Source organism: Rossellomorea sp. DUT-2, from assembly GCF_052665285.1.
The window spans coordinates 1-21,784 of the sequence record NZ_JBQPEO010000010.1 but is presented as its reverse complement, the minus strand read 5'-3'; the positions used below and the strand labels follow the sequence as shown (position 1 = coordinate 21,784).

The window sequence follows — 21,784 nt, the reverse complement described above, 5'->3', positions numbered from 1 at the left end:
TTTTTGCATTTTATAATGTTATCATAGCAGTAAAGCTACGTCAACGGATTTCTTTTACTGATCTCAAGATGTAGTATCCCTTTTTTCTAGCGACAATTTCTACATTTGAAAACAATTTTTCCATTTTATCCATGGCAGACGGAGCACCTTGCTTCTTCTGAATAACGACCCACAATTCACCATTCTCCTTCAGGTAGTCATAACTAGTTTCAAGAATCGAATGAACTGTTTCTTTCCCTGCTCTTATCGGCGGGTTTGTTAAAATGGCCGCAAATTCCGTTTCAACGACATTCGTATATCGGTCACTTTGATAGATGCTCACGTTTTGAACTTTATTCTCTCTAGCATTTTCTTTCGCTAAAGACAACGCTCTCTCATTTACATCAATCATATGAACCATACGATCATCTATGTCTTTCGCTAAAGACAAACCGATCGGACCATACCCACAACCGACATCCAGTAACGGACCCGTTACGCCAGGTAATTCAAACGTTTCAATCAAAGCTCTAGATCCAAAGTCAACTTCCTTTTTCGAGAAAACACCTTGATCCGTTTTGAAACGAAACGCATGTCCTCTTAACTCAAAGGTGATCGTTTGGGGGTTACTCTCTACATCAGGGTTATGAGAATAATAGTGATTGGTCATTATATCATCTCCATCCATTCTTACATCACGTCTATTAACCATCATTCCCAAAAGGGCTGAAAATTACGGACATGTTTATATTCCGATAGAAGCCAGACAAGAAAAAAGCCCGCCAAATATAGCGAGCTTTTCATCTATACAATCATTACTTAACTTCTACGCCAGCTCCAACTTCTTCAAGTTTAGCTTTAAGTTCTTCAGCTTCCTCTTTAGAAATACCTTCTTTAAGAGCTTTTGGAGTGTTATCAACCATTTCTTTCGCTTCTTTAAGGCCAAGACCTGTGATTTCACGAACAGCTTTGATAACTTTGATTTTTTGAGATCCAGCGCTCTCAAGGATTACGTCGAATTCAGTTTGTTCTGCAGCAGCTTCTCCGCCACCAGCAGCAGCAGCTACAGGTGCAGCAGCAGTTACTCCGAATTCTTCTTCGATTGCTTTAACTAGATCATTTAATTCAAGAACTGACATTTCTTTAATCGCGTCAATGATTTGCTCTTTACTCATTTTAAATTTCCTCCTTGTAATGTGTGCTTAATTTTTATTTAAACGACTTGCTTTAACTTACGCGCCTTGCTCTTCTTTTTGATCTGCAACGGCTTTTGTTGCCAATGCAAAGTTGCGCATTGGTGCTTGAAGCACGCTGAGTAGCATAGAAAGAAGTCCTTCGCGGCTTGGAAGTTCAGCGATTGCTTTAACGTCCTCAACTGAAGTGATTGTTCCTTCAATGACACCCGCTTTGATTTCAAGCGCTTCGTGTTCTTTAGCAAAGCTGTTAATAATCTTTGCAGGTGCAACTACTTCTTCACTGCTGAACGCGATTGCGTTAGGACCAGTTAAGAATTCGTTTAACCCTTCAAGACCAGCTTCTTCTGCCGCACGACGTACCATAGTGTTTTTGTACACTTTGAAGTCGATGCCAGCTTCACGGAGTTGTTTACGAAGCTCAGTTACTTCGGAAACATCCAGACCACGGTAATCTACAACGATTGTAGATACACTGTTTTTTAGCTTGTCAGAGATTTCTCCAACGATATGTTTCTTTTGTTCTAGAATGCTGCTCATCATTACACCTCCTGTAGATTGACTGATGAACATTTATACCGTCATCCAATAAAAAATGCCCTTATATCAAGGTAGACATAAGGGCATTGCAAACACGCTATCAGCGGTTATTTTATCGCAATTACCTCGGCAGGGTATTAAGCTCTTAACGAGCACCTACTGTCTACGGTACAAATGTATTCATTTTTTTAACAACAGAACTAATTATAATCACTAGTCCCTAGTAAGTCAATACCAAATTATGCCTTAACTGCGAAAGATGAAGGATCGACTTTAACGCCAGGTCCCATAGTGGAAGTTACAGAAACGTTTTTCATGTAAGTTCCTTTTGCAGCAGCAGGTTTAACTTTAAGCATTGTTTCATACATTGTAGCAAAGTTTTCAACAAGCTTGTCGTTGTCGAATGAAACCTTTCCAACAGGAACGTGAACGTTACCTGATTTGTCAGCACGGTATTCAACTTTACCTGCTTTGATTTCATTAACAGCTTTTGTCACGTCGAATGTAACTGTTCCAGTTTTAGGGTTTGGCATTAAACCTTTAGGTCCTAATACACGACCAAGTTTACCAACTTCACCCATCATGTCCGGAGTCGCTACGATTACGTCGAACTCGAACCAACCTTGGTTGATTTTGCTGATAAGATCTGCATCACCTACGAAATCAGCGCCAGCAGCTTCTGCTTCTTTTGCTTTATCGCCTTTAGCGAATACAAGAACCTTTTGAGTTTTACCAGTTCCGTGTGGAAGTACAACTGCTCCACGGATTTGCTGGTCGTTTTTACGAGTATCTACACCTAAGCGGAACGCTACTTCGATCGTTGCGTCAAACTTAGCGAAGTTTGTTTTCTTAACTAGTTCGATTGCTTCTTCAACTGAGTAAGCTGTAGTACGATCTACAAGCTTTTGAGCTTCAAGAAACTTTTTACCTTTTTTTGCCATTTTATATTTCCTCCTATATGTGGTTTTAGCGGAATAACCTCCCACGAAATAAGGTTGCGAGTGAAACGTACATTTCATCATCGCAACCTCGTTCAACAGGACCTTTAACGAAGCAGGGATTAGTCTTCGATGACGATACCCATGCTGCGCGCAGTTCCTTCTACCATGCGCATAGCTGATTCAACACTAGCTGCATTTAAGTCAGGCATTTTTGTTTCAGCAATTTCACGTACTTTGTCGCGTTTAAGTGTTGCCACTTTCTTGCTGTTTGGTTCGCCTGAACCAGACTCGATACCAGCTGCTTTTTTAAGTAAAACTGCAGCGGGTGGAGTTTTTGTGATGAATGTAAATGAACGGTCTTCAAATACCGTAATTTCAACAGGAATGATTAAGCCAGCTTGATCTGCTGTACGAGCATTGAATTCCTTACAGAATCCCATGATGTTAACACCTGCTTGACCTAGTGCAGGACCAACTGGTGGAGCTGGATTAGCTTTACCGGCAGGAATCTGCAATTTAACCATTTTGATAACTTTTTTAGCCACGAGACACACCTCCTTAAGTCCGTGATGTGGTTATTGGGTTCTTCACCCTCCCACTCATGTAAAAAATGTCTTTATCAACATAAAGAACGTCTATTAGTTTCAGTATCTCTTTGTGGAGACGCACTGACTTATGAAATAGTACCATTTTTTCAGAATGATTTCAAGTTCTTTTCCATTATAATTTATCAATTTGGGAGAAATCCAGTTCTACCGGGGTATCTCTGCCAAACATATTAACAAGAACTTTCACTTTTGCTTTCGCATTGTCTATCTCTTCGATTGAGCCAGTAAAGTTTGCAAACGGACCTTCGTTTACTTTTACTGTTTCTCCTAATTCGAAGTCAATCTCAACCTTTTTCTCTGTCATGCCCATTTGCTTCAGAAGATTTGTTACTTCTTCAGGCAATAATGGTGTAGGCTTCGATCCGGAACCTGATGAACCGACAAACCCTGTAACGCCAGGCGTATTTCGTACAACATACCAGGAATCATCAGTCATGACGATTTCAACAATCACATAACCGGGGAATACTTTTTTCTTTACGACTTTCTTTTTACCATTTTTAAAATCAGTCTCTTCTTCTTCAGGTACCATTACGCGGAAGATTTTATCCTGCATCCCCATTGTTTCAACACGCTTCTCAAGGTTTGCTTTAACCTTGTTCTCGTACCCTGAATAAGTATGGACTACATACCAATTCTTCTCCATTTAATAGGACTAAACGTCCGTCCCTCCTCGCTATTTAAGAATACTCTTTCGCCTTTTTCTCCAAATGAAAAAACCCGTAAAAAGATAACGGGCTCTAAGGTCATGTACTCTATTAATATTCATTATACCATGCTTTCACGGTATATATACAACTAATTCTATGTTTCTCTTACTTAGAACCAATGATCAATCGCATAAGTTCTGAGATGCCCAGGTCAATGACAGCAAAGAAAAGGGCAACAAATACCACTGTTGTAATAACGGTAATCGTATAGCGTGTTAACTCTTTACGTTTAGGCCAGCTGACCTTTCTCATTTCTGATGCAACATTGCGAAAGAATTTAAACATCCGTTTGTAACCTCCAACTAATATCAATACCACTTGGTGCTCCACTATTTTGTTTCTTTGTGTAGGGTGTGAGCATTACATGTATTACAGAATTTCTTTAACTCTAATCGAACTGCTTGATTACGATTACCCGGTACACTATAATTCCTGGAACCACACACCGTACAAGCAAGTATTAATTTAGTAGTCATATATTCCACCTATACTATCCATAGTAAGTCCTATCAAAAATAACACGACCACCAATTTGTGTCAATATGACTTTACATCGTTATTTCGCGAACTTCCAAGTATCGTTCGAGCTTTCTCTTCACCCGCTGCAAGGCATTGTCGATGGATTTCACATGGCGGTTCAGTTCTTCCGAAATCTCCTGATAGGATTGCCCGTCTAAATAGAGAGCCAGGACTTTCCTCTCAAGATCACTTAATAACTGAGCCATCTTGTCTTCCATATTATCGAATTCTTCACGATTGATAATCAGCGCTTCCGGATCCATTACTTTCGCACCTGAAATAACATCTAAGAGCGTTCGGTCTGACTCGTCATCATAAATGGGCTTATCCAATGATACATAAGAATTCAGCGGTATATGCTTTTGTCTCGTGGCTGTCTTAATGGCCGTAATGATTTGTCTTGTGATACAAAGCTCTGCAAACGCTTTAAAAGAAGTCAGCTTGTCCTCTTTATAATCACGGATCGCTTTGTATAATCCAATCATACCCTCCTGGACGATATCTTCCTTATCTGCCCCAATTAAGAAATACGAGCGGGCTTTCGCTCTGACAAAATTACGATATTTCCTGATTAAAAAATCTAACGCTTCGCTGTGACCCTGATGGACGGCTTCTATTATTTCTTCATCATCCATGCCTTCTAATCGATTATCAAATGCTTCTGTCCTGGTGATATTGCTCACACACATCCCCCCGCGCAAAACAATAGATAGAAATATTATACATTACAGAAAATTCAATCGTCAACCTCTCATTGTTCACCACGGCGCCATTTTTCGAAAATTTCAGCAACTTCATCTGATAATTGGATCTTGGAAACCGGCCTTTTATCACTTGAATTCCGTACTTTTCTTTCGATCTTTTTTTCGATGACTTTTACTTCTGTATGCAGCTCCCTTGCTGATTTACGAAGGGCTCCCTGACCAAAGATCGCCCATTGCTCGGTAAAATCAGAAGTGGCTACATGAATTTGAGTTTTAATATTACTTAACTCAATAGCTAATTTTTCAATCCGTTCGTCCGCTGTTTCATTTTCTTTCGTGAAAATGACTTCTACCCTATAATTTTTATACTTACGGGCAATTCCCTGAACGTAATAAGCATCAAACACGACAATGACGCGGTAGCCCGTATACCCTTGATATTCTGCCATTTGCTCTACAAGGCGATCTCTTGCTGCGGCCAAATCCTTATGCTTCAACTCATTCAGCTCTGACCAGGCACCGATTATGTTATAGCCATCCACAAGGAGAATATCCATTTCTGCTATTCTCCCAACGGGTGGCGTTTACGATAGACCTCATACATTAATATACTAGCTGCCACCGAAGCGTTTAATGATGTTACATGACCGACCATTGGCAACTGAACAAGGAAATCACATTTGTCTCTGAGTATTCGGCTCATCCCTTTACCTTCGCTTCCGATAATTAAGCCGATAGGCAGGGTACCATCCAATTGGCGGAAATCCTGCTTTCCTTTCGCATCCGTTCCTGCCACCCATACACCACGTTCTTTCAGTTCATCAACCGCTCTCGACAGATTGGTTACACGTGCAACCGGAATGTGCTCAATGGCGCCCGTGGATGCTTTCGCTACCGTTGACGTAAGTCCCACTGCTCTCCTCTTCGGGATGATGATCCCATGGGCACCCACAGCATCCGCTGTCCTCATGATCGAACCCAGGTTATGGGGATCCTCTAATTCATCCAGGATCAGTATAAATGGATCTTCCCCTTTTTGTTCGGCTCTATGAAACAAATCATCGATTTCTGCATACTGGTAAGCAGCTACGGAAGCCACGACCCCTTGATGATTCTCCGATACCATTTGTTCAATCTTCTTCTTCGGGACGAATTGAACCATCACATTCAATTCTTTAGCCAGTCCAACAATTTGCTGGATGGAGCCTTTCTGAGAACCTTCTGCAATCCAAATCTTATTGATATCCCTTCCTGACTTCAATGCTTCCATAACCGGATTTCTTCCTCCGATAAAATCTTTACTCATTTCTACTCCTCCTTTCCTGCCTGGGCTTGTTCAAATATCATCTTTAACAGTTCCTCTAATCGCTCTGTCCGATTAAGTAAAAACAAATATCCAATAAGTGCCTCAAAAGCAGTGCTGTGTTTATACGTTTGTACATCTGTGTTTTTTGGCGTGGTCCCGGATTTCGCATTCCGGCCGCGCTTGACGATCGAAATCTCTTCTTCCGTTAAGACGTCCTGATCGAACAACGTTCTGAGAATGGCCGCTTGAGCTTTGGCAGACACATACTTCGTCGCCGCTCTGTGCAGCTGATTCGGTTTAATCTTTCCTTTTGTTAATAGGAGCTGCCGTACATACGTTTCATATACAGCATCCCCCATATATGCCAGTGCAAGTGCATTGATTTGTTTTGCATCGATTTGTTCATTTATCTCGTGCAGCATTAAGATCCCCTTTTCCAGCGAATGCCTTGAGGAGTATCTTCCAGGATGATATTCATCTCTTTTAACGTGTCACGAATCTCATCCGCTAATTGGAAGTTACGATCTTTACGTGCCTGAACACGTTTTTCGATCAGTTCTTCCACTTCTTCATCCAACAGTTCTGCTTCCTTAAGGCTTAGTCCCAGAACAGAGAAGAAATCTTCGAATTGGCACAAGAACGTATCAATGACTTCTGTAGCTGTATTCTTCTCCATCAAGTAATAATTGGCTTGCTTGGATAATTCGAATAATACGGAAATTCCGTTGGCTGTGTTAAAGTCATCATCCATTTCAGAGATGAACTGCGCTTTTAACTCAGCTATTTTGTCCAGCCATTCCCGGTTGTTATCCGTTAAGTCTGTACTTGATTCCTTACGGTGCTTCAAGTTCTCATAAGCAGTCTTAATTCTATCCAAAGCGGACTCAGCATTTTGCAGAAGCTCTAAATTGTAGTTGATAGGATGACGGTAATGAACAGATAGCATAAAGAAACGAAGGACTTGTGGATCCTGTTCTTTAATGATGTCATGAACCAATACAAAATTCCCCAGTGATTTAGACATTTTCTCATTATCAATATTGATATATCCATTGTGCATCCAATACTTTGCGAACGGCTTACCTGTAAGTGCTTCTGATTGTGCAATTTCATTCTCATGATGAGGGAAGGTTAAATCTTGTCCCCCGGCGTGAATATCGATGGTATCCCCTAAATAACGCTTTGCCATGGCAGAGCACTCAATATGCCAGCCTGGACGGCCTTCACCCCAAGGGCTACCCCAAGAAATTTCCCCTTCTTTCGCTGATTTCCATAATACGAAATCAAGGGCATCTTCTTTTTTATCCCCTACCTCTATGCGGGCACCTGCTTTAAGCTCATCGATCGGCTGATGAGAAAGCTTACCGTAGCCATCAAACTTTCTTGTACGATAATAAACGTCGCCTTGTGATTCGTATGCAAACCCTTTTTCAACAAGCGCAGAAATAAAATCAATGATGGTATCAATATTGTCTGTTACAGTCGGATGAACATCCGCTTTCTTGCATCCAAGTGCTCCGGTATCTTCAAAATATGCCTGGATAAAGCGCTGGGCAACCGTAGGTACATCCACTCCCAACTCCTTTGCCGCCCGAATCAATTTATCATCCACATCTGTGAAGTTAGAGACAAATTGAACATCATAGCCCCTGTATTCCAAATAGCGTCTCACCGTATCGAAGACAATGGCAGGGCGTGCATTTCCTATATGAATATAGTTATAAACTGTCGGCCCGCACACATACATTTTGACTTTACCCTCTTCTAAGGGTGTGAATTCCTCTTTTTTTCTTGTTAATGTGTTATATAAACGAATCGTCAATATGATCGACTCCTTTCTTCATACTCCCTTAATAATGATTTTACCTCGTTCAATTCCATTTCCAGTTGTTTCATACGATCATTCATCGGATCCGGGAGATCACAGTGATTCAGATCCTTCTGTATCTTGACACCATCCTGAATGACGACCTTCCCCGGAATACCAACGACCGTTGAGTTTGGAGGAACATCTTTAAGCACGACCGATCCAGCCCCTACCTTAGAATTTTCCCCAACTACAATCGATCCTAACACTTTCGCTCCCGTGGCGATAAGGGCATTATCCTGAATCGTAGGATGCCGCTTCCCTTTTTCTTTGCCTGTTCCACCAAGGGTCACCCCTTGAAAGAGCGTTACATTATCTCCGATTTCACACGTTTCACCAATCACGACTCCCATCCCGTGATCAATGAAGAATCTGCGCCCGATCTTTGCCCCCGGGTGAATCTCCACCCCGGTGAAAAAACGGCTTACCTGAGAAATAACGCGCGCGATAAAAAAGAATTTCCTTTTGAAAAAAGCATGGGCTATGCGATGGGCCCAAATGGCATGAAGACCCGAATACGTAAGGATCACCTCAAGATAATTCCTCGCTGCCGGATCCTGATCAAACACAACTTCTATATCTTCCTTAAATGACTTAAACATCCGGATCCCCTCTCCTTGAAAAAATAAAAGCGCAGGTGGCTTGGTCAGAGGCGACAAGCATAAGATGAATGGGCCGGGAAGGCGTTTTTTGCCTTCCTGGACCATTTAGCTTATGACCTCGAGCCTCTAGCCGCCGGAGCTAGACAATAGAAAAGCGCAGGCGGCTTGGTCAGACAATAAAAAAACGCCCCTGTCAATAAACTGACAGAGACGCTTAGGTAGCGCGGTTCCACTCTGATTGAGAAGAAAAACAACCTTCCCCAACTCAAATCCTGTTAACGGTAGGAAACCGCCTTTACCTACTATATTTCAGTAACGGGCTCAGAGGTGCATTTCAGAATCGGAGGGGCTTAAACCACTTTCAGCCGGTGGTGGTTCTCTCTACTAAGCATCCTTTTCTTACTTCTCCTCATCAACGCGATATCATTTATTGTGATACTCTTACTATATTACATAACATCCAAAATGTTAACCTAAAAGAATTTGCAGACGATGTTTAACGGTATCTTTCCCTAAAAGCTCAATCGCATTCGGTAATTCAGGACCATGAGTCTGACCTGTTACCGCTACACGGATCGGCATGAACAGCTTTTTCCCTTTATGACCAGTCGACTTTTGCACCGCTTTGATAGACGATTTAATTTCTGCTGCTTCATAATTTTCAAGAGCTTCGATTTCATTCAAGAAAGCTTGAAGAACTTCAGGAACCTGCTCTTCTTCCAAGACCGCCTTGGCATCCTCATCATATTCAAGATCTACCTTGAAGAACATTTCAGACAGCTCTACGATTTCAGCACCGAAGCTCATTTGCTCCTGGTATAAAGAGATGACGCGACTCGCCCATTCACGCTGCTCGCTTGACATATCCTCATCCAGTTTACCCGCACTGATTAAGTGTGGAAGGGATAACTCCACAACTTGACTTAACTCCAGATTCTTCATGTACTGATTATTCATCCATGTAAGCTTCTGATTATCAAACAGAGCAGAAGAAGTCGATAAACGCTCAGGGTCAAAGATTTCAATAAACTCATCTTTAGAAAATAGCTCTTCTTCTCCTTTTGGAGACCAGCCTAGTAACCCAATGAAGTTGAATAAAGCTTCCGGTAAATAACCTAAGGCTTCGTATTGCTCAATGAACTGAATGATACTTTCATCACGCTTACTTAGCTTTTTACGGCTTTCATTAACGATTAATGTCATATGTCCATAGACGGGTGCTTCCCATCCAAGAGCTTCAAAAATCATTAATTGTTTTGGCGTATTGGAAATATGATCTTCCCCGCGGAGAACGTGTGAAATTTTCATCAGATAATCATCTACTGCAACGGCAAAGTTATACGTTGGCGTACCGTCTTTTTTCGCAATGACAAAATCACCGATTCCGTCTGATTCGAAGGCTACATCTTCTTTCACGATATCATTGAAAGAATAGACCTTTCCTGCAGGGACTCGGAAACGAAGGCTCGGCTTGCGGCCTTCAGCTGCTAATTTGTCCTGATCCTCTTTCGTCAGGTTGCGGCATTTCCCTGAGTAGCGGGGCATTTGACCTGATGCTGATTGCGCTTCACGTTCCGCTTCAAGCTCTTCTTCCGTACAGTAGCACTTATAGGCTTGTCCGCTTTCTAACAGCTCATTTAGATACTGCTCATAAATATGGTTACGCTCGGATTGGCGATAAGGACCGTAATCACCCGGCTTATCTGTGCTCTCATCCCAATCGATTCCAAGCCATTGAAGATATTTAAGCTGACTTTCTTCTCCGCCTTCAATATTACGTTTCTTATCCGTGTCTTCAATACGGATGATGAACTTTCCACCAACACTGCGAGCGTATAGATAATTAAATAAAGCGGTTCTTGCATTTCCAATATGTAAATGACCCGTTGGACTTGGAGCATAACGGACGCGTACTTCTTTTGTCATTTGATTTCCTCCTCTTTGTCTTCCTGCATTAAAGTCTCTGACCTATTTTAACACCGTTATGAAAGGGAATAAAGCGAATTTATCCCCTTACTTCTTTTTGATCAACACGGTCGTTTGCGCTGCGATCCCTTCGCCTCTCCCAGTAAAACCAAGCTGCTCAGAGGTTGTGGCCTTTACGTTCACTTGCGTAATATCTGCTTCTAATAACGCTGCAATGCTTTGTCTCATTTCATCAATATAAGGAGCCATCTTCGGTTTCTGCGCAATGATTGTGCAATCGATATTCCCTAATTCATACCCTTCCTCTTTCACAAGAGCCCATACATGCTGAAGAAGCTTTGCTGAATCTGCATCCTTGAACTCAGGATCTGTGTCTGGAAAGTGCTTGCCGATATCCCCTGCAGCCACAGCCCCCAAACACGCATCCGCTACAGCATGTAATAATACATCTGCATCTGAATGTCCTAATAATCCCTTTTCATATGGTATCGTTATACCTCCCATAATAAGAGGTCTCTCTTCTACTAATTGATGAACATCAAAACCTTGTCCGATCCTAAACATGGTTGTCTCCTCCACTCATTTCCTCTTGCTTCTTCAAAATGGCCTCAGCAAAATATAAGTCCTCAGGTGTCGTCAGTTTAATATTGTCATAATCACTCTCGACAACAGCAACCTCAACATCCATTCGTTCCACCAGCGAAGCATCGTCTGTTCCAAGAAAACCATCTTGCTCCGCTTCCCTGTGCGCTCTTTTCAACAATGAAACACGAAAAGCTTGTGGAGTTTGAACCATCCACAAGCTTGAGCGTTCAATCGTTTCCTCGACTTCCCCATCCAGTACTTTTTTAATCGTATCTTTAACAGGAACAGCAGCAATGGCCGCTCCTGTTGAATGGGTTTTCTCTACTAATTGTTGAATCGTGGATTCTTTAATAAATGGCCTTGCCCCGTCGTGTACGAGAACAATTTCATGATCAACCTCAAGCAATGCATTGTATACACTATGCTGTCTTTCTTCCCCGCCATCTACAAGCTTAACGACCTTCTTAATACCAAAACGGTCTAATAAACTCTTGAAAGCATTCCGCTCCGATGGATGAATCGCTAAATAGATCCCCTGACAATGGGAGTCATGTTCAAAGACGCGAAGTGTATGAATAATGACTGGACATCTATCCAGCTCGAGGAGCAGTTTGTTCTTGCCCGCTTTCATTCGTTTCCCTTGCCCTGCAGCCGGAATGACAACTTCATATTCCATACGATAACTCCTTTAACACTCGAGTAATACTATTTATTATACCTTACTGAATCAATAGAGTCAGGGCAATGATTACTTATAAAGCTTTTTCTAATTGTTTGGGCTTAGCAAAGATCATCCGGCCTGCAGAGGTTTGAAGAACAGATGTTACAAGTACATCTATGTACTTGCCGATATAATTGCGTCCCTCTTCCACTACAATCATCGTACCATCATCGAGGTAGGCAATCCCTTGGTTATGTTCTTTCCCATCTTTGATTACCTGTACCTTCAATTCTTCTCCTGGTAATACAACAGGCTTAACGGCGTTAGCTAAATCATTGATATTCAATACTTGTACACCTTGAAGATCGCATACTTTATTCAAGTTGAAATCATTCGTTACAACAATCCCATTCGTAAGCTTCGCTAATTTTACCAGCTTCGAATCAACTTCCTGAATTTCCTCGAAGTCACCTTCATAAATCTGAACCTCTACAGGAAGCTCCTTTTGAATTCGATTCAGGATATCAAGCCCGCGTCGTCCACGGTTTCGTTTTAACACGTCTGAAGAATCCGCAATATGCTGAAGCTCTTCCAGCACGAACTGTGGAATCACGACAATTCCTTCTAAGAATCCAGTTTGACAGATATCTGCGATACGACCATCGATAATCACACTCGTATCCAGTATCTTCAGGGTTTTCACACCCTCTTCATCAGAATCTTCGTCAGTCCCTTTTTTCTTACCCCTATTTGAAGTGCCGAACAAACTGACCAGTTCATCCCTCTTCTTAAAGCCAACCTGAAATCCTAAATATCCAAGAATCAACGTTAATAGAATCGGAATCACTGTGTTGACAATCGGAATCTCCATTTGATTGAAAGGAATCCCAAACAGATACGCAACAAAAAGACCGATAATCAGACCTAAACTGCCAAATAACAGATCCGTTACTGGAGCTTTTACTAAACTATCTTCAAACCACTTGACGAAATTGACGACATACTCGACTGCCCAAAACGTAAGAATATAAAAAATAATGGCACCAAATATAGCAGTCATATAAGGGTTATTAATTAAAGGAATGTCTGATAAATTTATGACGGTAAATAATTCGGGAAGAAGAAATATCCCCAGTGTTCCCCCGACGATAAGGAAGCACGCTTGAACGATTCTTTTTAACATTCCCTCACCTCCTCCTATTCATTATAAACAATTTACTATCTTTGAAACCTCTAAGTCCTTGAAATTTTAAATTTAATCGAATGGAAACCATTTTGATATACTTATCCCATTTTACTAGCTTCCTTAAGTGAAGGCTAACATGTCTTATAAAGACTGTCAATTTTTTGAAAATGATTCAATTATACCATATATGGCAAATACAGGACCACATACCTATAACTGTCGATCGGCAAACGTTTGTTCTTTGATCAGTTTTAACCCCTCTTTGATTTTCCGGGCCCTGACCTCTCCGATTCCTTCCACTTCATCCAAATCATCCACTGAAGCACTCACTACATGAGGGAGGGTTTCAAACCTCGTAATAAGGTTTTCGATGATCACAATCGGTAAACGCGGAATTTTATTCAACACGCGGTATCCTCTTGGATAGATGGCATCATCGTGGTGAACATACCCATGATAGCCTAATAGTTTTAATAGGACATTATCCTCTAATACCTCTGAATGAACAAGCTCCTGAAATTTATAGAGGAGTTCGAACGGCTTGATATTTCTTTCCTGGGAATAATCCCTTATAATGAGCATCGCCTCATCTTCGATATCCGCCAATAGTTCATTCATCTGCAGGCGGATCAACCTTCCTTCAACACCCAGCTCGCTTAAATAGGTCAATAACTCGTTCTTAATCCTTAAAACCATTTCGAATCTGTGAAGAACTTGCAGCAGGTCGCTTTGTGTGACAAGCTCCTCGAACTCCAACACCGATAAATTAGAAATGCTCTGATCCAGCACCACCTTATACTTCTCCAATGTTTGAATCGCCTGGTTGGCTTTCGTCAAGATGACAGAGATGTCCTTTAATGCATATCGAAAGTTACCTTGGTACAGGGTGATGACGTTCCTCCGTTGAGAGATGGCGATGACAAGGGCATTGGTTTGTCTTGCAACCCGCTCAGCTGTACGGTGTCTCATTCCAGTTTCAGTGGAAGGAACGTACACATCTGGAGCCAACTGTGCATTGGCCAAAATAATCTTCGTACCCGCTTCATTCAAGATGATGGCCCCATCCATCTTGGCCAACTCATATAGATAGCTGGGAGAAAAAGCGCAATTGATATGAAATCCGCCGTCCAGTACAGATTTCACCTTATCATTGTAGCCAACAACAATGAGCCCACCCGTATTGGCTCTCAGCACATTATCAATGCCATCCCTGATCGGGGCACCAGGAGCAACGAATTGTAAAATATCCGACATGGACTTCTCTCTTGCCTTCTTATCTTCCATTTCCTATCCTCCTAAAATAATAGCCAGCGCTTCGTTTATATTTGATACTCCTGTAATCTCTATATCAGAAGGCGGCTGCCACCCACTTAAGTTATTTTGGGGAATAATCACACGTTTAAAGCCTAGTTTTGCCGCTTCCTGGACACGTTGCTCAATCCTCGAAACCCTTCTGATTTCACCTGTCAAACCAACTTCTCCAATGATACAATCGTGGGCCCTTGACGCTTTATCCCGAAAACTCGACGCTATACTCGCTGCAACGGCCAAATCAATCGCCGGTTCATCCAGTTTAACTCCACCTGCCACTTTCAGATAGGCATCCTGCTGCTGCAATAGCATTCCTGCCCGTTTCTCCAATACGGCCATAATGAGTGAAACACGGCTATGATCTATCCCCGTAGCCATTCGTCGTGGGTTGTTGAAACTGGTCGGGGTGACAAGGGCCTGTATCTCCACTAGAACAGGTCTTGTACCTTCCATGGAAGCAACGACCGTTGAGCCTGCCGCGCCTTGGGAGCGCTCCTCCAGGAATATCTCAGAAGGATTTGCGACTTCCTCCAAACCAAGCTCCTTCATTTCAAAAATCCCCATCTCATTCGTCGATCCGAATCGATTCTTCACGGCTCTTAAAATACGATACGAATGATGACGCTCCCCTTCAAAATACAGCACGGTATCAACCATATGCTCCAATAAACGAGGCCCTGCAATCGATCCTTCTTTTGTAACATGCCCTACAATAAAGATGGCGATGCCTTTGGTCTTCCCTATTCTCATTAATTCGGCTGTACATTCCCTTACCTGAGAAACACTGCCTGGAGCAGACGTCACTTCTGGGTGAAAAATCGTTTGAATCGAGTCGATGATGACAAAATCAGGTGAGATCTGTTCAATCGTCTGATGAATCAATTCAAGATTTGTTTCTGCAAATATATATAGATCATCGGATTTCACATGTAATCGATCTGCCCGAAGTTTTGTTTGCTTGATGGATTCTTCTCCGGATATATATAAAACCTTCTGCTTTTGATCAGCCAGCTGGGCAGAAACCTGGAGCAATAAAGTAGATTTTCCGATTCCCGGATCTCCACCAATCAACACAAGTGATCCCGGAACGACTCCCCCACCCAACACCCGATTCAGCTCTTTCGACTCGGTCAATACTCTTGGTTCTTGCTTTGTTTCGATTGAGATAAGCTTTTCTGCTTTAGTTGGCCCGCTATTTTCAGAATGCATAAACGACCCACGAGGCTTCTTCCCCGTCATCTCAACCTCTTCCACCATCGTGTTCCACTCATTACACCCTGGACATTTCCCCATCCATTTAGCAGACTCATATCCACAAGATGTACATACAAACTTTGTCTTTTTCTTTGCCAATCTATTCTTCTCCTCTTTTACTCTATTTGTACTCTAACCCTTCCATATAAATACCCTTTTGGAATGATTGTATCGGTTTTATGTAATGGTTACAAGAAAAGCGCAGGTGGCTTGATCAGGCCCGACAAGCATAAGGCGAGCTCGCTGAAAAGGCGGTCTTTGCCTTTTTGGCGAGCTTGACTTATGACCTCGAGGGACTAGCCACCGGAGCTGGACAATCAGAAAAGCGCAGGTGGCTTGATCAGAGGCGACAAGCATTTCAGAAAAGCCATATTATGATAAAAGAGGTACACGAAAAACATATACGTGTACCTCTTTTTCTATCGTTGTATTAAGTAGGAGTATTTGCTGCTTCTTCTTCTTTTATCTTCACAACAAACTCACTGTCTTCTACATCGATCAATATATTCTGTCCTGTCAGTACCTTACCTCTTAATAGTTCTTCTGACAGTTTATCCTCTACATGTTTCTGAATGGCACGACGCAGTGGACGCGCACCGTATTCAGGATCGAATCCTTCATCTGCAATTTTTTCTTTAGCAGCAGCTGAAAGCTCTAAATGAATATCCTGCTCTTTCAAGCGATTTGTCAATTGGTTGGACATCAAGGTCACAATCTCTTTTAAGTGGTCTTTTTCAAGGGAATGGAACACAATGATTTCATCGATACGGTTAAGGAATTCTGGTCGGAACGCTCGTTTCAGCTCCTCCATCACCTTGCCTTTCATATCCTTATAATCCTGTTTTCCATCTTGAATATTGAACCCAACATATTTATTGCTCTTAAGGGACTGGGCACCAACGTTAGATGTCATAATTAACACAGTGTTTCTAAAGTCTACCGTTCTTCCTTTGGAATCCGTCAATCTCCCGTCTTCCAAGACTTGTAGAAGAATGTTAAATACATCAGGGTGTGCTTTTTCAATTTCATCCAACAGGACGACTGAATACGGTTTACGGCGAACTTTTTCCGTTAACTGGCCGCCTTCTTCATATCCTACATACCCTGGAGGAGAACCTACTAAACGGGAAGTCGAATGTTTCTCCATGTACTCGGACATATCAATACGGATCATGGCATCCTCGTCACCGAACATAGATTCCGCCAGCGCACGGGCAAGTTCTGTTTTCCCCACCCCTGTCGGTCCTAAGAAGATAAAGGAACCGATTGGACGCTTCGGATCTTTAAGCCCCGCTCTTGCACGACGGACAGCTTTTGACACCGCTACGACGGCTTCAGATTGACCAATGACTCTGGAATGGAGGATTTCCTCTAATTTAAGTAAGCGATCCGTTTCCGTTTGAGCAAGCTTAGATACCGGTACTCCTGTCCAGTTCGATACAACTTTCGCAATATCTTCAACGGTCACTTCTGTATTTTCCTGACCTTGCTTTTCTTTCCATGTGTTCTTCGTTTCTTCCAACTCTTCACGAAGTTTTTGCTCTGAATCTCTTAGAGAAGCTGCTTTCTCAAACTCTTGACTTTGAACCGCTGCATCTTTCTCTTTGCGGATTTCTTCCAGCTTGGCTTCAAGCTCTTTCAAGTTTGGCGGCGTTGTATAAGAACGTAAGCGCACTTTAGAGCCAGCTTCATCAATTAAATCGATCGCCTTATCCGGTAAGAAGCGGTCTGAAATATAGCGATCAGAAAATTTCACTGCCGCATCGATCGCTTCATCTGTAATCGACACGCGGTGATGGGCTTCATAGCGATCACGTAAACCTTTAAGAATCTGAATGGACTCTTCTGCCGTTGGCTCATTGACTTGGATTGGTTGGAAACGGCGCTCTAACGCAGCATCCTTTTCAATATATTTACGGTACTCATCTAATGTCGTCGCACCGATGCACTGTAATTCCCCGCGGGCAAGAGATGGTTTTAAGATGTTTGACGCATCAATGGCACCTTCAGCCCCACCTGCTCCGATTAATGTATGAAGCTCATCGATGAACAGGATGATGTTACCTGCTTGACGGATTTCATCCATTACTTTCTTTAATCGATCCTCGAATTCCCCACGATATTTAGTACCGGCTACCACTGTACCCATATCCAGGGTCATGACGCGTTTGTCCCGAAGAATCTCAGGAACCTCATTGGCAATGATCTGCTGGGCGAGACCCTCTGCAATCGCGGTCTTACCTACACCAGGCTCACCGATCAGCACCGGGTTATTCTTCGTACGTCGACTCAGCACTTCGATGACACGCTGAATTTCTTTGCTTCGACCTATAACCGGATCTAAACTGCCTTCACGGGCAATCGCCGTCAAGTCACGGGCTAAGCTATCAAGGGTAGGCGTATTGGCATTTGCATTGCCCGCGCCCTGGTGGTTACTTGAATCATTACTGCCAAGTAACTGCAATACCTGCTGTCTTGCTTTATTTAAACTGACTCCAAGATTGCCAAGTACACGAGCGGCTACTCCTTCACCTTCACGAATCAACCCTAATAAAATATGTTCCGTTCCTACATATGAGTGACCCAGTTTACGAGCCTCATCCATAGAAAGCTCAATCACTTTCTTCGCTCGGGGTGTATAATGGATCGTTTGAGATTTCTCGGTACCTTTTCCGATCAACCCTTCCACTTCTTTCTGAATCTTTTCAGGGCTCAGTCCCAACGCCGTAAGTGCTTTAGCGGCAATCCCTTCACCTTCGCGGACAAGTCCCAATAAAATATGTTCAGTACCAATATTACTGTGCGCCAGACGAATAGCTTCTTCTTGAGCTAATGCTAATACCTTTTGTGCTCTTTCTGTAAATCGACCAAACATCATATTATTTTTCCTCCTCACATGTATCTTTATCTAACTTAATTCGCTCCCGAATCAAAGAAGACCTTCTTATATCTCTTTCATTTGGTCTCAATGGACCTCCAGAATATTGTTGTAAAAATCCAGGTTGGGTTAAAATCATTAGTTCATTCAATATATTCTTAGATATGACTTTGATGTATCCTAAATCTATTCCAAGTCTGACATCCGATAAACACTTCGCTGCTTCCTTGGACTCGATAATTCTACTGTGCTCCAATACGCCAAGTGAACGAAAGATCCTATCTTCTAATTGTATGTTAGACGTTTTAACTAATGCGTCCCGTGCCGAGTGTTCTTTATCAATGATTTGCTTTACAACACTCAATAAATCTTCCACAATATCTTCTTCTGATTTACCAAGTGTCGTTTGATTCGAGATCTGAAAGATGTTCCCTAACGCCTCACTGCCTTCTCCATATATCCCTCTTACCACCAGACCTAATTGGTTAATGGCAGGAATGATGCGATTTAATTGCTGGGTCAGAACCAGACCCGGCAAGTGCATCATCACGGAAGCTCTAAGCCCTGTCCCCACATTAGTGGGACAAGTCGTTAAATATCCATGTTTCTCATCAAAAGCAAAATCAAATTCACTTTCAAACCAATCATCAATCTGATTCGCTCTCTGTAAAGCTTCCTTCAATTGCAATCCTGGATATAAACACTGTATTCGAATATGGTCCTCTTCGTTTACCATTATGCTAATATCTTCTTCACTGGATAGAAGGACAGCCCCATAATTCGTGTCCTCCGCTAAGTTAGGACTAATTAGGTGTTTCTCCATCAATACCCTCTTTTGGAGAGGCTGAATCTCACTTGTAGCTAAAAATTCTAATTCTCCTAAATTCCCAGGGTATAAAGAGAGCTTATCCTTCACGCGATCCACAATCTCTTTAGCTTCTTCTGAAGAATATAGAGTGGAGAAACGAAAGTCCGTCATGTTTCTTGCGAGCCGGACCCGTGAACTTAGAACAATATCTGAATTCGGTCCTTCTTCATTCATCCAGGAACTAACAGCATTTTGTAAAAATTTCTCCAGACTCATCCTTTATCTCCCCCCTCTTTAGTAGCATCTTTCTCCAGGGAGCGAATTTCGTCTCGTATATCTGCAGCTTTTTCGAACTCTTCATCCGCAATCATCGTTTGCAGATCCGATTTCAATTGCTGAATCTTTTTCTTTATGTGAATGGCTCCACCCATGCGTTCCGGAACTTTCCCATGGTGCTCCACATTCCCACTGTGAACACGCTTTAAAAGAGGAGTAAGTTCATCCTTAAACGTTTCATAGCAATGAGCACAGCCGAAGCGTCCTACGTTAATGAATTGCTGAAAAGTCATTTTACACTTTTCACACTGTAATACCTCTGTCTTAGGAATTTCCGTTTCTTTTGCCTGCTTAAATGCAGGTGCTATATTAAGAAGACCTGCCAATAGATTGTTCACAGAGAACCCGGAAGAAGAATCAAACATAAACATTTCACCCTTATCCTGAGCGCATTGTTCACATAAATGAACCTCTGTCTTTTCCCCATTGATCACCTTGGTGAAATGAAGGGTTGCAGGTCTTTCACTACACTCTTGACAAACCATCCTACTCACCTCTCAAAACTTACTCATACTTCAATGTATCCAGCATGGCTCTGAGCATTCTTCCTCTCAATACATCCCGTTCAGGTAAATCTACCATGATCACCGAACGATCCATTACGCTCAGCATAATCTTCGCTTCCCGCTCAGAAATAATATCCTCTTCCACTAATCGAAACACAATATCTGCCGCCGTATTCTGACTGATGGTTTGTGTGATTAAAGCCACTAGCTGGTCGATAAGATGAACTTGATCGTGGGCCTTTACCTTCATGATTCGGATGTAGCCCCCGCCACCTCGTTTACTTTCTACTACATACCCTCGTTCTATCGTGAACCGGGTATTGATTACATAATTAATTTGAGAAGGAACACATTGAAACTTATCAGCAATCTCGCTTCTTTTAATCTCGACTATCTCACTTTCACTCAGTTCTAAAACATTCTTTAAATAATGTTCAATGATGTCGGATATGTTCCTCATCAAACCTCCTCCTCATTTTGACTTTGACTATATTTGACTATAATTATACAACCGCGTTTTAAACTTTGCAATTATGAAGTATGACCTTAGAAGTTTTCCTGTTTTAGGAAGGTTTTAAACGTGGGAATGTGAGATTGTTGGATAGAATTAAGGAAATGGGGCACTGAGAGAGTGGTGTGAGGTTTTGGTTGGGGAGTGCGATGGTATTGTGGCTAGGAGTTGATTTTAGGGATGTGATGGTTGGAGGGATGGATCGGTTTGTGATGGGATGGATGAAGAAGCTATTTTGGTGTTGTGATGAAGGAAGAGTAGAATTTATTATTAAATTTGGATGGATTGTTTCCTAAAAGTTGTGGCGAATTGGGTGATTAGTAAGAGAAAGTGCTCTATTTTGTACCAAAGATGGGTTTTCAGGGATGAACTGAGTGTTTTGAATCGTGGATTCGTGGTAATTGCGTCGTTTTAGAATATTATTGCGTCAATTTTTCGTTTTTTGCGTCTTTTACCAATTATCCTAAATACTCAGAGTAATTAACGTCTGAAATAGATTATCCGATCAGCTGTATAGAGGATGGATGTTCAATCTGCGATTTCATCAATTCAAACAATAAAAAAGAGCAGCCCCTAAGAGCTACTCTTTCTTCACATTTGCCTGGCGACGTCCTACTCTCACAGGGGGAGATCCCCCAACTACCATCGGCGCTGAAGAGCTTAACTTCCGTGTTCGGCATGGGAACGGGTGTGACCTCTTCGCCATTGTCACCAGACGAATATTCAATTGAAGGGTTGTTCCTTCAAAACTAGATAAAGAATTGATGTCAAGAAAGCCGAATATCGACCCATGTTGTTCATTTAAAAAATGACTCTTTGTGGTTAAGTCCTCGATCGATTAGTATCAGTCAAC

At 42.1% G+C, this 21,784-nt stretch carries 25 protein-coding genes, 1 rRNA gene and 2 other annotated features; of the genes, 1 reads left to right on the top strand and 25 read right to left on the bottom strand.

Annotation, left to right across the window (positions count from 1 at the left end):
- Positions 1 to 40 precede the first annotated feature (40 nt).
- The 24 genes from ACOSV2_RS21775 to ACOSV2_RS21660 form a co-directional block, all read right to left on the bottom strand.
- Positions 41 to 649: a class I SAM-dependent methyltransferase gene (locus ACOSV2_RS21775; RefSeq protein ID WP_428976836.1), complete on the bottom strand. Its 609-nt coding sequence runs from the start codon at positions 647 to 649 to the stop codon at positions 41 to 43.
- 145 nt (positions 650 to 794) lie between these two features.
- Positions 795 to 1,154 carry a 50S ribosomal protein L7/L12 gene (gene rplL, locus ACOSV2_RS21770; RefSeq protein WP_113970881.1) on the bottom strand — a complete coding sequence of 120 codons (360 nt, stop codon included), beginning with the start codon at positions 1,152 to 1,154 and terminating at the stop codon, positions 795 to 797.
- A gap of 57 nt (positions 1,155 to 1,211) precedes the next feature.
- Positions 1,212 to 1,712, bottom strand: coding sequence for a 50S ribosomal protein L10 (rplJ, locus tag ACOSV2_RS21765; protein ID WP_113970880.1), 501 nt, complete (start codon positions 1,710 to 1,712; stop codon positions 1,212 to 1,214).
- 42 nt (positions 1,713 to 1,754) lie between these two features.
- Positions 1,755 to 1,899 (bottom strand) — a sequence feature (ribosomal protein L10 leader region).
- A 52-nt stretch (positions 1,900 to 1,951) separates the two neighbouring features.
- Positions 1,952 to 2,653 (bottom strand): 50S ribosomal protein L1, encoded by a 702-nt coding sequence (gene rplA, locus ACOSV2_RS21760; protein WP_113970879.1) that lies wholly within the window; start codon positions 2,651 to 2,653, stop codon positions 1,952 to 1,954.
- A gap of 119 nt (positions 2,654 to 2,772) precedes the next feature.
- Positions 2,773 to 3,198: a 50S ribosomal protein L11 gene (gene rplK / locus ACOSV2_RS21755; protein WP_032085258.1), complete on the bottom strand. Its 426-nt coding sequence runs from the start codon at positions 3,196 to 3,198 to the stop codon at positions 2,773 to 2,775.
- A 175-nt stretch (positions 3,199 to 3,373) separates the two neighbouring features.
- Positions 3,374 to 3,907: a transcription termination/antitermination protein NusG gene (gene nusG, locus ACOSV2_RS21750; RefSeq protein ID WP_113970877.1), complete on the bottom strand. Its 534-nt coding sequence runs from the start codon at positions 3,905 to 3,907 to the stop codon at positions 3,374 to 3,376.
- 169 nt (positions 3,908 to 4,076) lie between these two features.
- Positions 4,077 to 4,256, bottom strand: a complete 180-nt coding sequence (gene secE, locus ACOSV2_RS21745; protein ID WP_044340513.1) for a preprotein translocase subunit SecE — start codon at positions 4,254 to 4,256, stop codon at positions 4,077 to 4,079.
- Positions 4,257 to 4,300: 44 nt separating this feature from the next.
- Positions 4,301 to 4,447 carry a 50S ribosomal protein L33 gene (gene rpmG / locus ACOSV2_RS21740; protein ID WP_079534455.1) on the bottom strand — a complete coding sequence of 49 codons (147 nt, stop codon included), beginning with the start codon at positions 4,445 to 4,447 and terminating at the stop codon, positions 4,301 to 4,303.
- Positions 4,448 to 4,519: 72 nt separating this feature from the next.
- Positions 4,520 to 5,164 carry an RNA polymerase sporulation sigma factor SigH gene (gene sigH / locus ACOSV2_RS21735; protein WP_374056919.1) on the bottom strand — a complete coding sequence of 215 codons (645 nt, stop codon included), beginning with the start codon at positions 5,162 to 5,164 and terminating at the stop codon, positions 4,520 to 4,522.
- Between the two features lie 77 nt (positions 5,165 to 5,241).
- Positions 5,242 to 5,751: an NYN domain-containing protein gene (locus ACOSV2_RS21730; protein WP_428976835.1), complete on the bottom strand. Its 510-nt coding sequence runs from the start codon at positions 5,749 to 5,751 to the stop codon at positions 5,242 to 5,244.
- A 5-nt stretch (positions 5,752 to 5,756) separates the two neighbouring features.
- Complete coding sequence (gene rlmB / locus ACOSV2_RS21725; protein ID WP_428976834.1) at positions 5,757 to 6,500, bottom strand: 23S rRNA (guanosine(2251)-2'-O)-methyltransferase RlmB; 744 nt, start codon at positions 6,498 to 6,500, stop codon at positions 5,757 to 5,759.
- Positions 6,501 to 6,502: 2 nt separating this feature from the next.
- A complete protein-coding gene (locus ACOSV2_RS21720) occupies positions 6,503 to 6,922 on the bottom strand; it encodes a Mini-ribonuclease 3 (protein ID WP_113970873.1) in 420 nt (139 codons plus the stop codon).
- On the bottom strand, positions 6,922 to 8,322 hold the full coding sequence (cysS, locus tag ACOSV2_RS21715; protein ID WP_428976833.1) for a cysteine--tRNA ligase: 1,401 nt from the start codon (positions 8,320 to 8,322) through the stop codon (positions 6,922 to 6,924). Before cysS ends, ACOSV2_RS21720 begins: the two co-directional genes overlap by 1 nt.
- On the bottom strand, positions 8,319 to 8,969 hold the full coding sequence (gene cysE, locus ACOSV2_RS21710) for a serine O-acetyltransferase (RefSeq protein WP_397554494.1): 651 nt from the start codon (positions 8,967 to 8,969) through the stop codon (positions 8,319 to 8,321). The genes cysS and cysE overlap by 4 nt, the downstream gene beginning before the upstream one ends.
- 203 nt (positions 8,970 to 9,172) lie before the next feature.
- Positions 9,173 to 9,394, bottom strand: a binding site (T-box leader).
- A gap of 43 nt (positions 9,395 to 9,437) precedes the next feature.
- Positions 9,438 to 10,895 carry a glutamate--tRNA ligase gene (gene gltX / locus ACOSV2_RS21705; RefSeq protein ID WP_428976832.1) on the bottom strand — a complete coding sequence of 486 codons (1,458 nt, stop codon included), beginning with the start codon at positions 10,893 to 10,895 and terminating at the stop codon, positions 9,438 to 9,440.
- An 87-nt stretch (positions 10,896 to 10,982) separates the two neighbouring features.
- Entirely contained in the window at positions 10,983 to 11,459 is a 477-nt protein-coding gene (gene ispF / locus ACOSV2_RS21700; protein WP_428976831.1) for a 2-C-methyl-D-erythritol 2,4-cyclodiphosphate synthase, read from the bottom strand.
- The gene (gene ispD, locus ACOSV2_RS21695; protein WP_428976830.1) at positions 11,452 to 12,156 is read right to left on the bottom strand and encodes a 2-C-methyl-D-erythritol 4-phosphate cytidylyltransferase; all 705 of its coding nucleotides are present in this window, start codon (positions 12,154 to 12,156) and stop codon (positions 11,452 to 11,454) included. Before ispD ends, ispF begins: the two co-directional genes overlap by 8 nt.
- A 76-nt stretch (positions 12,157 to 12,232) precedes the next feature.
- A complete protein-coding gene (locus ACOSV2_RS21690; protein ID WP_428976829.1) occupies positions 12,233 to 13,324 on the bottom strand; it encodes a PIN/TRAM domain-containing protein in 1,092 nt (363 codons plus the stop codon).
- A 213-nt stretch (positions 13,325 to 13,537) separates the two neighbouring features.
- Complete coding sequence (disA, locus tag ACOSV2_RS21685) at positions 13,538 to 14,611, bottom strand: DNA integrity scanning diadenylate cyclase DisA (RefSeq protein WP_113970866.1); 1,074 nt, start codon at positions 14,609 to 14,611, stop codon at positions 13,538 to 13,540.
- 3 nt (positions 14,612 to 14,614) lie between these two features.
- Positions 14,615 to 15,991 (bottom strand): DNA repair protein RadA, encoded by a 1,377-nt coding sequence (gene radA / locus ACOSV2_RS21680; protein ID WP_428976828.1) that lies wholly within the window; start codon positions 15,989 to 15,991, stop codon positions 14,615 to 14,617.
- A 331-nt stretch (positions 15,992 to 16,322) separates the two neighbouring features.
- Positions 16,323 to 18,770 carry an ATP-dependent protease ATP-binding subunit ClpC gene (gene clpC / locus ACOSV2_RS21675; RefSeq protein ID WP_428976827.1) on the bottom strand — a complete coding sequence of 816 codons (2,448 nt, stop codon included), beginning with the start codon at positions 18,768 to 18,770 and terminating at the stop codon, positions 16,323 to 16,325.
- A 1-nt stretch (position 18,771) separates the two neighbouring features.
- Positions 18,772 to 19,854 carry a protein arginine kinase gene (locus ACOSV2_RS21670; protein ID WP_428976826.1) on the bottom strand — a complete coding sequence of 361 codons (1,083 nt, stop codon included), beginning with the start codon at positions 19,852 to 19,854 and terminating at the stop codon, positions 18,772 to 18,774.
- The gene (locus tag ACOSV2_RS21665) at positions 19,851 to 20,399 is read right to left on the bottom strand and encodes a UvrB/UvrC motif-containing protein (protein WP_428976825.1); all 549 of its coding nucleotides are present in this window, start codon (positions 20,397 to 20,399) and stop codon (positions 19,851 to 19,853) included. Before ACOSV2_RS21665 ends, ACOSV2_RS21670 begins: the two co-directional genes overlap by 4 nt.
- Positions 20,400 to 20,418: 19 nt before the next feature.
- Entirely contained in the window at positions 20,419 to 20,880 is a 462-nt protein-coding gene (locus ACOSV2_RS21660; protein WP_113970861.1) for a CtsR family transcriptional regulator, read from the bottom strand.
- A gap of 200 nt (positions 20,881 to 21,080) precedes the next feature.
- Between ACOSV2_RS21660 and ACOSV2_RS21655 the strand changes: the two genes are divergently transcribed.
- Positions 21,081 to 21,227 (top strand): hypothetical protein, encoded by a 147-nt coding sequence (locus ACOSV2_RS21655; protein WP_428976824.1) that lies wholly within the window; start codon positions 21,081 to 21,083, stop codon positions 21,225 to 21,227.
- Positions 21,228 to 21,530: 303 nt separating this feature from the next.
- Here the strand turns inward: ACOSV2_RS21655 and rrf are convergent.
- Positions 21,531 to 21,647 (bottom strand): 5S ribosomal RNA (gene rrf, locus ACOSV2_RS21650).
- Positions 21,648 to 21,784: the final 137 nt, after the last annotated feature.